Below are 12,338 nucleotides of genomic sequence, written 5' to 3' on the forward strand. Positions count from 1 at the left end.
TGCTCATGACGTGTGCCCCTGCCTTCCCTCGGAGATCGCGATCTTGTCGAGAACGTCGAACAGTTCGTCGTCGGAGGCCTCGGTGGCATCGACCATCGAGGGCAACGCGTTCTCCGCCGGGCGGGATTCGAACCTGCGGACGAGTTCTCGCAGTCGGCCCACCAGCCGCTCAGAACCGTCACCGTCTCCCTCCGCCAGTGCGGGGATGGCTCGTTCGATCCGGTCCACGTCGGCGAGCAGGGAGTCCGCGAGGCTCTTCTCCTCAGGTGTGAGCCGGATCCGCAGCTGGCGGGCCAGCTCGGTGGGGCTGGGGTAGTCGAAGACGAGGGTGGCGGGCAGTCGTAGTCCGGTCGCGGCGGTGAGGCGGTTACGCAGTTCCACCGCCGTCAGCGAGTCGAAGCCGAGGTCTCGGAAGGCCGTCTCCGCGTCGACCGCGTCGCCAGTGGCGTGCCCCAGTACGGTCGCCGCCTGGGCACGTACCAACTCCAGCACCGCCGTCTGACGGTGCTCGACCGGCATCGCGGCCAGCCGGGCGGCCAGCTCGCCCTCACCGGCCGGGATGGTGGCGGCGGCCCGACGTACCGGACCTCTGACCAGGCCGTGCAACAGCGGCCCGGCGCTTCCCGCCGCCTGCATACCGGCCACGTCCAACCGGGCCGCCACGACGAGCGACCGGTCGAGGCGCGTGGCCGCGTCGAACAGGGCCAGGCCCTGCTCGTCGGAGAGCGCCCGGACCCCGGTCCGGGCCAGCCGGGCGAGATCCGCCTCGTCCAGCGACCCGGTCATTCCCGAGGTCTGCTCCCACAGCCCCCACGCCAACGACTGCCCGGTCAGACCGGCCGACCGCCGCTGCTGCATCAGCGCGTCCAACGTGGCATTGGCCGCAGCGTAACTTCCCTGCCCGGCCGAGCCGAGCGTGGCCGCCGCCGAGGAATACACCACGAACAGGCTCAGGTCCTTGTCGCGGGTCAGCTCGTGCAGATGCCACGCCGCGTCCACCTTGGCGCGCAGCACCACGGCCAGACGGTCCGGGGTGAGTGACTCGATGGTCGCGTCATCGAGCACTCCGGCCGCGTGCACCACACCCGACACAGGAAACTCTGCCGGTATCGCGTCCAGTATCTCGGCGAGTGCGTCGCGATCGGACACGTCACAGGACCTGATCGACACCTGGGCGCCCAACTTGCCCAGCTCGGCGCTGAGTTCGTCCGCGCCGGGAGCGTCTGTCCCCCGGCGGGACAGCAGCAGCAGGTGCTCCACGCCATGGCTGCTGACCAGGTGGCGGGCGAGCGTCGCAGCCAGCCCGCCGGTGCCACCGGTAATCACCACAGTTCCCGACGGGTCCAGATTCGCCGGCAGCCGCAGGACGACCTTGCCCACGTTCCGCCCGGCCTGGAGATGACGCAGACCCTCCACCGCCGCGGCCGTCTCGAACACCGTCACCGGCAGCGGCTCCAACGCCCCCGAATCGAACAGCTCCACGATCTCGGCCAGCATCTGACCAATCCGCTCCGGCCCCGCCTCCATCAGGTCGAAAGCCTGGTAAACCGTGCCGCCGTGCAGGGCCGCGATCTCCGACCCGTTCCGTACATCGGTCTTGCCCATCTCGATGAACCGGCCGCCCTCGACGAGCAGATCGAGCGAAGCGTCCACGAACTCCCCGGCCAGAGAGTTCAGCACCACATCCACACCACGACCCCCCGTCGCAGCACGGAACCTGTCACGGAACTCCAGATCCCGCGAGGACGCCAGATGCGCCTCGTCAAAACCCATCCCACGCAGCACCGGCCACTTCCCGACACTCGCCGTCCCATACACCTCCAACCCCCACAACCGGGCCAACTGCACCGCCGCCATACCCACCCCACCCGCCGCGGCATGAACCACAATCCGCTCACCACCCCGCACCCCCGCCAAATCCCGCAACGCATAAAACGCCGTCAGAAACACAATCGGCACCGACGCCGCCCGGGTGAACGACCACCCCTCCGGCACCCTCACCACCAACCGATGATCCGTCACCGCCAACGGACCCAACGCACCCGCAAACACACCGAACACCCGATCACCCACCACCAACCCCGGCACACCCTCACCCACCTCCACCACCACACCAGCAGCCTCACCACCCATCACCGCACCCTCATCCGGATACAGACCCAACCCCACCATCACATCCCGGAAGTTCAACCCAGCCGCCCGCACACCCACCCGTATCTCACCAGGCGCCAACGCCCCCACAGCAGACGGACTCCCCACCACCGCCAGATCATCCAGACTGCCCCGCTCAACCACATCCAGCCGCCAGTCCCCCCGCCCCCGACCCGGCACAACCAACCCCCCAGCGGCGCGCACCAACCGCCGCACACACAACACACCCACACGCACAGCCAGTTCGGGTTCCTCGCTGCCGATCACCGTGGGCAGCACGGTATCGAGGCTGGTGTCCGGTTCGATGTCGAGGAGGACGAAGCGTCCGGGGTGTTCGGACTGTGCGGAACGCACCAGGCCGGTCACCGCAGCGGCAGCCAGATCACTGCCATCCGTAGCACCCCGGGTGAGGAGCAGGAGTTTCGAGTCTTCGGTGGCGGGGTCGGCCAGCCACTGCTGCAACCAGTCGAGCACCGTCCCGGTGACCGTATGCACGGAATGCGGGCTGTCACCGGTGCCGGCCGGGACCTGAGCCACGACCACAGCGGGGAGCCTGTCTCCGGTGTGGCCTTGCCAGGCCCACTCCACCGCGCCGGTGGTTGGCTCGGTGAGCGGTTCCCAGTCGACCCCGAACAACGACCGGGCCGCCTCCCCCACCGCCGACGCGACGGGATCAACAGCCATCGGACGCAACGTCAACGACTCGGCACTGAACACCGGCTGCCCGGCCGGGTCGAATACAGCGACCGCGACCCCACCATCCTCCCGATGGGACAACCGAACCCGCACCGCCTCCGCACCAGTGGCGAACAACCGCACACCACTCCACGCAAACGGCAGGCGCACACCGCCATCGCCGGCCCCGTCGGCAAGAGCGGTCAAGCCGATCGGATGCAGGGCCGCGTCCAGCAGCGCCGGATGAACACCAAAACCATCCACATCAGTCCGCTCAGGCAGCACTACCTCCGCGAACACCTCAGCACCGGACCGCCACACCCCACGGACACCCCGGAACACCGGCCCATACCCATAACCCTCGTCAGCCAGACGCTCGTAAGCACCATCCACCGGCACCGACACCGCATCCGCCGGAGGCCAGACACCGGCCCACACCGGCGCGGGAGTTGCCTGGGTGCCCAGGACGCCGTCTGCGTGCTGGACCCACTCGTCCTCATCACCGTGACGGGAGTAGATTCCGACTGTCCGGCGACCGTCCTCACTTGGCTCGGCAACCCGGACCTGAACCTGCACTCCACCCTCTTCAGGCAGCATCAGCGGAGCCTGAAGAGTCAGCTCTTCCACCACCGGACACCCGGAACGATCACCTGCATGCATCGCGAGGTCCAGCAGAGCCGTACCCGGCAGGAGGACCGATCCCAGCACCGCGTGATCAGCCAGCCACGGATACGCGGCCAACGACAACCGCCCCGTCAGCACAAGACCGTCTCCGCCAGCCAGCGCCACCGCCGCACCCAGCAGTCGATGCCCGGCCTCGCCCTGGCCCAGCGCCCGCATATCCCCCGGCTTCGCCCCGGCGGCCGAGGGCCAGAACCGCTCCCGCTGGAAGGCATACGTCGGCAGATCCGTCACAGGCCCCGCATCACCCAACTGTGAAGTCCAGTCCACCGCCACGCCCGTGACGTGCAGGCTTGCGAGTGAGCGCAGCCACCGCCCCCGGCCGCCGTCGTCCCGGCGCAACGTGCCCGTGACGGTCAGATCCTCGCCGGCCTGCTCGACGGCCATGGAGAGGACGGGGTGGGCGCTGACTTCGACGAACGTACGATGCCCGGCCTCCACCAGTGACTCGACGACCTCCGCGAAACGCACCCGCTGACGCAGATTCCGATACCAGTACGCGGCGTCCAGCCCTGCCGTATCGACAACCGCTCCGTCCACCGTCGAATACAACGGCACCCCACCACTGACCGGCATGAGGCCGGCCAGGTCCTCTGCCAACTGGTCCTCAATGGACTCCACTTGAGCCGAGTGGGACGCGTAGTCGACCGCGATCCGCCGCACATTCTCACCGGCATACCGGGCCACGAACTCGTCGCACGCAGATGCGGACCCCGAGACCACCACCTGGGCGGGCCCGTTGACCGCCGCCACCGACAGCCCCTCCCACGGGGCGATCCACTCCTCGACCTGACCGAGCGGCGCCGGAACCGACACCATCCCACCCGAGCCCGCCAATGCCACGATCGCCCGGCTGCGTAGCACCACTACACGTGCGCCGTCCTCCAACGACAGACCACCCGCCACCGTCGCGGCGGCAATCTCACCCTGCGAGTGACCCACCACGACCGACGGAACCACACCCGCAGAAGCCCACAGCCCGGCCAGCGACACCATCACAGCCCACGACACCGGCTGCACCACATCAACCCGCCCCAACAACACCGGATCAGCAAGAGCATCCCGCAACGACCAGTCCACCAACGGCTCCAACGCCGCCCCGCACCGCTCCATCCACTGGGCGAACACCGGCTCGGAGTCCCACAGCTCCAGGCCCATACCGACCCACTGCGCACCCTGCCCCGGGAACACAAACACCGGTCCCATAGCATCCTGCGTCGCCACGCCACGAACCACCGCAGACGACGACTCCACATCCCGAAGACCAGCAACAAACCCCGCCACATCCTCCGCCACCACCACCGCCCGATGCTCAAACACCGAACGCGACGCAAGCAACGACCGCCCCACCGCGACCGAATCCATCTCCGGGTACTCGGCGGTCCAGTCGGCCAGCCGAACAGCCTGCTCCTCAAGCGCCTCCGCCGACTTCCCCGAAAGCAACCACGGCACCGCCCCGCCAGCAACCGCCGCCAGCTCCACAGCCGGTACACGTTCCGGCTCTTCGAGAATCACATGGGCGTTCGTCCCGGAGATGCCGAACGAGGACACACCCGCCCGGCGCGGACGACCGTCGGTCTCCCACGGCACCGACTCGGTCAACAACTCCACCGCGCCAGCCGACCAGTCCACATGAGACGACGGGGCATCGACATGCAACGTACGCGGCAGCACACCGTGCCGCATCGACAGCACCATCTTCATGATCCCGGCCACCCCGGCCGCCGCCTGAGTGTGCCCGATGTTCGACTTCACCGACCCCAACCGCAGCGGCCGATCAGCCGGCCGATCCTGACCATAGGTCGCCAGCAACGCCTGCGCCTCGATCGGGTCACCCAGCTTCGTACCGGTGCCGTGCGCCTCGACCACATCCACGTCGGCGGAGGACAACTGGGCGTTGGCCAACGCCGCCCGAATGACTCGCTGTTGGGAAGGGCCATTCGGCGCGGTCAGACCATTCGATGCCCCGTCCTGATTCACCGCACTCCCGCGCAGCACCGCCAACACCTGATGCCCGTGCCGCCGAGCATCCGACAACCGCTCAAGAACCAGAACCCCGGCGCCCTCACCCCAACTGGTACCGTCCGCCGCGTCGGCGAAGGGCTTGCAACGGCCGTCCGCAGCCAGCCCTCCCTGTCGCGAGAACTCCGTGAACACGCCCGGGGTCGCCATCACGGTCACACCGCCGGCGAGCGCCATCGAGCACTCACCCGAGCGCAACGCCTGCGCAGCCAGATGGACTGTCACCAACGACGACGAACACGCCGTATCCACGGTCACCGCCGGACCCTCCAGGCCCAGTGTGTAAGCGATCCGGCCCGACGCCACACTCCCCGAATTGCCTGTACCGCTGAACCCGTCGCTGTCGGCCGGATTCAAAGCCGCCTGGGTCATGTAATCGTGGTACATCAGGCCGACGTACACACCGGTGTCCGAGCCACGCAGCGAATCGGGCACAATTCCCGCCCGCTCCAGCGCTTCCCACGCCGTTTCCAGAACGATCCGCTGCTGCGGATCCATCCCCACCGCCTCACGCGGCGAGATACCGAAGAACCCCGCGTCGAAATTCGCCGCACCCAACAAGAAACCACCGTGCTTGGTGTAACTCGTACCAGAACGCAACCGATCCGGGTCGTAAAGCCCCTCCACATCCCAACCCCGATCAGCAGGGAACTCCGCCACCCCCTCACCACCGGATGCCAGCATTTCCCACAACGCCTCCGGAGAATCAACCCCACCCGGAAAACGACACCCCATCCCAACAATCGCAATCTGCTCGTCCGCCGTGGCTGTGGCCATTCCCCCGACTCCGGAAACCACCTCCGGTCGCTCGTCCAGCACTCCGGACAGTACGAATTCGGCGAGCAGCCGTGGATTCGGGTAGTCGAACACCAGCGTCGCCGACAGGCGCAGCCCGGTCACTGCGGAGAGCCGGTTACGCAGTTCCACCGCCGTCAGCGAGTCGAATCCCAGGTCGCGGAAAGCTGCGTCCGCCTCAATCCCCCCGACGGTGGCGTGGCCGAGGACGGTCGCGGCCTGGGCACGTACCAGTTCCAGCACCGCGCCGAGGCGCTCCTCCACCGGCAGCGCCGACAGGCGGGTAGCCAGCTCACCCTCGCCGGCCGACGCGGTGGCGGCGGCACGCCGCCCTGTGGCTCCTCCGGTCAATGCTCGTAGCAACGGTCCGGCGGTACCTGCGGCGCGCATGCCGGCCAGGTCCAGCCGCGCCGCCACGACCACGGGCCGATCAAGGCGTACGGAGGCGTCGAACAGCGCCAGTCCCTGCGCGTCGGACAGAGCCTGAACTCCCGCTCGGTTCAGCCGACTCAGATCGGTCTCGTCCAGCGACCCGGTCATTCCCGAGCGCTTCTCCCACAGCCCCCACGCCATCGACTGCCCGGCAAGTCCGGCCGACCGCCGCTGCTGCATCAGCGCGTCCAACGCGGCATTGGCCGCCGCGTAACTCCCCTGCCCGGCCGAACCGAGCGTGGCCGCCGCCGAGGAATACACCACGAACAGTCCCAGATCGTCGGCACGGGTCAGCTCGTGCAAATGCCACGCCGCATCCACCTTCGCCCGCAGCACCACCGCCAGCCGCTCCGGAGTCAGCGACTCGATCGTCGCGTCGTCGAGAACACCGGCCGCATGCACCACACCCGACACCGGATGCTCGGCAGGTACGGTGCCCAGTGCCGCCGCCAACGCATGCCGGTCAGACACATCACACGCCACGATCGACGCCCGTGGACCCAGCTCCGCAGCCAGCTCGGCAGCCCCCGGAGCAGCCATCCCCCGCCGCGACAACAGCAACAGATGACCGACCCCATGAGCATGCACCAGATGCCGCGCCAACAACGCACCCAGACCACCGGTACCACCAGTGATCACCACCGTGCCGCGCGAGTCCAGTCCCGTCGGCACGGCAGGACCACCAGAAAGCCGCACCAGACGCCGCGCGGACAACACACCCGACCGCACCGCCAACTCCGGCTCCCCGCTACCCACCACCGCAGGCAGAACAGTGTCGAGCTGGATGTCGGACTGGGCGTCGTGGTCCAGGAGGAGGAAACGCCCAGGGTGCTCCGACTGCGCCGAGCGCACCAGACCGCTCACCGCGGCGGCAGCCACGTCGCTCCCGTCCACGGCCCCCTGGGTGAGCAGTAGCAGTTGGGAGTTCTCGGTGGCAGGGTCGGCCAGCCACTCCTGCAACCACCCCAGCACAGTGCCCGTCACCTCATGAACGGCCTCCAGGCCGGCGCCGGCATCCACTCGGGCCGCCACGACCGCGGGCAGTTCGTCCGCGACCTCACCGTGCCAGGCCCAGTCCACCTCCATTACGGCACCGGGATCGGCCAGCGGGAGCCAGTCCACCCCGAACAGCGACCGAGCCGTGTCCCGTGCCCCGGCGGCAGACGGGTCGGTGGTCACCGGCCGCAGCGTCAACGCATCGGCGCTGAACACCGGCTGCCCGGCCGGGTCGAATGCGGCGACCGCGACGCCTCCGTCCTCACGCCGGGACAACCGCACGCGCAGCACCGACGCGCCCGTGGCGTGCAGTCGCGCGCCGCTCCAGGCGAAGGGCATCCGGACCTCGCCCTCGCTCTCGCTCTCGTCGGACTGGATCAGGCCGGTCAAGCCGATCGGGTGCAAGGCTGCGTCCAGCAGGGCCGGGTGTACGCCGAAGCCATCCACGTCGATGCCCTCGGGCAGTGCCACCTCCGCGAAGACCTCGTTACCCGCCTGCCACACCGCTCGTACGCCCTGGAAGACCGGGCCGTACCCGTAGCCCTCCTCGGCCAGGCGCGCATACTCACCGTCCACAGGCATCCGGCGCGCATCAGGCGGAGGCCACACGCCGGACCACACCGGAGCGACTATGTCCTTCACCCCGAGCACACCGTCGGCGTGCAAGGTCCACTCGTCGTCATCATCGATACGGGAGAAGATCCCGACCGACCGGCGACCGTCTCCACCGGGCTCGGCGACACGTACCTGAACCTGCACACCACCCTGCCCAGGCAGCAACATCGGCGCCTGCAAGGTGAGTTCCTCCACCACCGGACACCCTGCCCGGTCACCGGCATGCACCGCCAGATCCACGAACGCCGTCCCCGGCAGCAGCACCGACCCCAGTACCGCGTGATCAGCCAGCCACGGATACGCCGACAACGACAACCGCCCCGTCAGCACCACCGCATCACCACCCGCCAGGGCCACCACCGCACCCAACAGCCCATGACCCGACTCACCCAGGCCCAACCCCCGCACATCCCCCACCCGACGCGTCACCGCAGGCCAGAAACGCTCCCCCTGAAACGCATACGTCGGCAACGACACCGGGCCCGAACCGCGAACGTCCAGCAACGCCGTCCAGTCCACGGCGGCCCCATGAACATGAGCCCCCGCCAGCGCGGTCACCGCCGTCTCCGCCTCGTCACGGCCTTCACGCAGCAACGGCAGCCACACCCCACCGTCCGCCCCGGCCATCGAACTCAACGTGCCGGCCGGGCCCGCCTCCAGGAAGACACCCGCCCCCTCATCCCGCAGCTTCAGAACCGTGTCGTGAAAACGCACCGTCTCCCGGACATGCCTCACCCAGTACCCCGGATCAGTCACATCCGCATCCGGCACACCGGACACCACGGGTATCTCCGGCTCATGCCACGAAACCTGATTCAGCGTCTGCTCAAACCGCGCCAGCATGGGTTCCATCAGCGGGGAGTGGAATGCGTGGCTGACCCGCAGCCGCCGAGCCTTACCGCCTTGGTCACGCCACCGCTGTGCCAACTCCTCCACAGCGTCCTCAGCGCCGGAAATTACCGTCGAGGCAGGCCCGTTGACCGCCGCCAGGCCCACATTGGCCTGCTCACCGATCAGCTCAAGCGCCTCGGCCTCGCTCGCCGACAGCGCCACCATCGCGCCACCCGACGGCAGCTCCTGCATCAACCGACCCCGAGCCGCAACCACCGCAGCCGCATCCGCCAGATCCCACACACCCGCCACATGAGCAGCCGCCAACTCACCAATCGAATGACCAGCAACCCACTCCGGCACCACACCCCACGAAGACACCAACCGGAACAACGCCACCTGCACCGCAAACAAACCCGCCTGCGTATACAACGTCTCGTCCAACAGGCCCGAGTCGCCGCTGATCACATCCCGCAACGGACGTGGCAGATGCCGGTCCAACTCCGTACACACCTCATCGAACGCCTCAGCAAACACCGGGAATTCGGCAGCCAGCCCAGCTCCCATGCCAAGGCGCTGACTCCCCTGACCCGAAAACACCACCGTCAACCGACCAGACCCCGGCGCCCCCGTCAGCACACCCGCGCCTGGGCGCTCTTCGGCCAGCGCGCGTACTCCCCCCAGCAGAGTCTCGCGGTCACGACCCAGGATCACCGCACGGTGGTCGAACACCGTCCGGCTCGTGGCGAGCGCGCGAGCGGCAGACTCAGATCGGATGTCCGGCTGCTCAGTCGCCCAGTGGGTCAGCCGGCTCGCCTGCTCTCGCAGTGCTTTCTGCGACTTGGCCGACACCAACCACGGCACCAGACCGCCCGGAATCCTAGCCGGCTGGGTCGATGCCACCGCTTCTGGCTCGGGTTCCTCAAGAATCAGGTGGGCGTTCGTCCCGGAAATACCGAACGAGGACACACCCGCCCGACGCGGACGACCACCCGTCTCCCACGGCACCGACTCGGTCAACAACTCCACCGTGCCAGCCGACCAGTCCACATGCGACGACGGCGCGTCGACATGCAACGTACGCGGCAATACACCGTGCCGCATCGCCAGAACCATCTTGATAATCCCGGCCACCCCGGCCGCCGCCTGAGTGTGCCCAAGGTTGGATTTCACCGACCCCAGCCACAACGGCCGATCGGCCGAGCGATCCTGGCCGTACGTCGCCAGCAGTGCCTCTGCCTCGATCGGATCACCCAGCTTCGTGCCGGTGCCGTGAGCCTCCACCACATCAACTTCAACCGGCGACAGGCGTGCATTCGCCAACGCTGCCCGAATCACTCGCTGTTGAGCCGGTCCGTTCGGTGCGGTGAGGCCGTTCGACGCGCCGTCCTGATTCACCGCACTGCCACGCAGCACCGCCAGCACTCGATGCCCACGCCGACGAGCATCCGACAACCGTTCCAGCACCAGAACTCCGGCGCCCTCACCCCAACCGGTCCCGTCCGCAGCATCAGCGAACGGCTTGCAACGCCCATCCGCAGCCAGCCCGCCCTGTCGCGAGAACTCGGCGAACACGCCAGGGGTGGAAAGCACCGTGACCCCGCCGGCCAGGGCCATCGAGCACTCACCAGAACGCAACGCCTGCGCGGCCAGATGCACCGCTACCAGCGAGGCGGAACACGCCGTATCCACGGTTACGGCAGGGCCTTCCAATCCCAGCGTGTAAGAGACGCGGCCCGACATCACACTCACCGCGTTGCCGGTCAGCAGGTGTCCCTCGCCACTGGTCCGCGCATCGGCGGCTATCCCGGAGTAGTCCTGACCATTGGTGCCGAGATACACGCCCGTCGCACTGCCCCGCAACGAATCAGGCGCGATCCCGGCCTGTTCCAGCGCTTCCCATGCCGTCTCAAGTGCCAGTCGCTGCTGCGGATCCATCGCCACGGCCTCACGCGGCGAAATCCCGAAGAACCCCGCATCGAACTCGGTCGCGTCGACGACGAATCCTCCGACGTGGGCGTAGCCCGAACCGGTCCGGCCGACCTCCACATCCCAGCCGCGGTCCTCCGGGAACGCGACGACTCCGTCCTCCCCTGCCGCGAGCATGCGCCAGAAGTCATCAGAATTCCGCACGTTCCCGGGGAATCGGCAGCCGATCCCGACGATCGCGACGGGTTCATGTTCGCCTGCCTCGACCTGGCGGAGACGCTCGCGTGTCTCGTGCAGATCCACAGAGAGCCGACGGAGATATCCAAGGAGCTTTTCGTCATTTGCCATCGCAGCTACAACACCAATCCGAGTGAAACGAAACCTACGAGATCTGCTTACGACAATCCGAGATCGTTCTCGATGAAATCGAGGATTTCGTCACGATCGGCGACGTTGAGCTTTTCGGCGAGAGCCGACGTTCCATTCCCCCGTGGCTTTTCCAGGCTCGCTGCGAGCCCTTGAATCCTGGCGACGAGAGTGGTGCGCAGTTCGCTGTCGGAATCCAGTGCGGCCAGCCGAGATTGCAGTGCGTCGAACTGCGCGAGAAGTGGCAGTTCCTCGGTGGGGGCATCTTGGACAAGCTTGCCGAGGAGGTGTTCGGCGAGCGCGGTCGGAGTCGAGTGGTCGAACACCAACCCGGCCGGCAACGACAGTCCTGTCACCGTTGCCAGTCGATTTCGCAGCTCGACCGCGGTCAACGAGTCGAAGCCCAGCGAGCGGAACGCGGCGCCCGAGTCGACCCTCCCCGCGCCGGTGTGACCCAGCACTGCGGCGGCCTGCTCGCGGACCATCGCCAGCACAATCGTGGCCCTCCGGCCTGCCGGCGCACCGCGAAGACTCTTCACCCACGACGAGTCCTGGTCGACCGAATCGGTGACTACGGCCTTCGCCTCAGGCAGATCTGTCAGCCACGCGCCACCACCGGCGCCCAACTCCACCACCCGACGCCAGTCGACGTCGGCGACCGCCACGTAGCCGTCGTCGAGGACATGTTCCAGTGCCGTGACCGCCACCGCCGGATCCATCGCCCCGACACCTGCGCGACGATGACGAGACTGGATCAGTTCGGTGTCGGCGAGTCCGGCACCTGCCCACGCGCCCCAGGCCACCGACACCATCGGCGCACCCTGCGCCCGCCGCATCTGCACATA

The 12,338-nt window shown here is 67.9% G+C and carries 2 protein-coding genes; both read right to left on the reverse strand.

All coding sequences use genetic code 11. The annotated features are described in order from the left end of the window. Positions 1-3 precede the first annotated feature (3 nt). Positions 4-11,475, reverse strand: coding sequence for an SDR family NAD(P)-dependent oxidoreductase (locus ACFYNU_RS28370; protein ID WP_388767561.1), 11,472 nt, complete (start codon positions 11,473-11,475; stop codon positions 4-6). 47 nt (positions 11,476-11,522) lie between these two features. Next, on the reverse strand, positions 11,523-12,338 hold an 816-nt coding region (locus ACFYNU_RS28375; RefSeq protein ID WP_388767563.1), incomplete at its 5' end, for a beta-ketoacyl reductase.

The organism is Streptomyces sp. NPDC006643 (genome assembly GCF_042870175.1).
Taxonomy (GTDB): domain Bacteria; phylum Actinomycetota; class Actinomycetes; order Streptomycetales; family Streptomycetaceae; genus Streptomyces.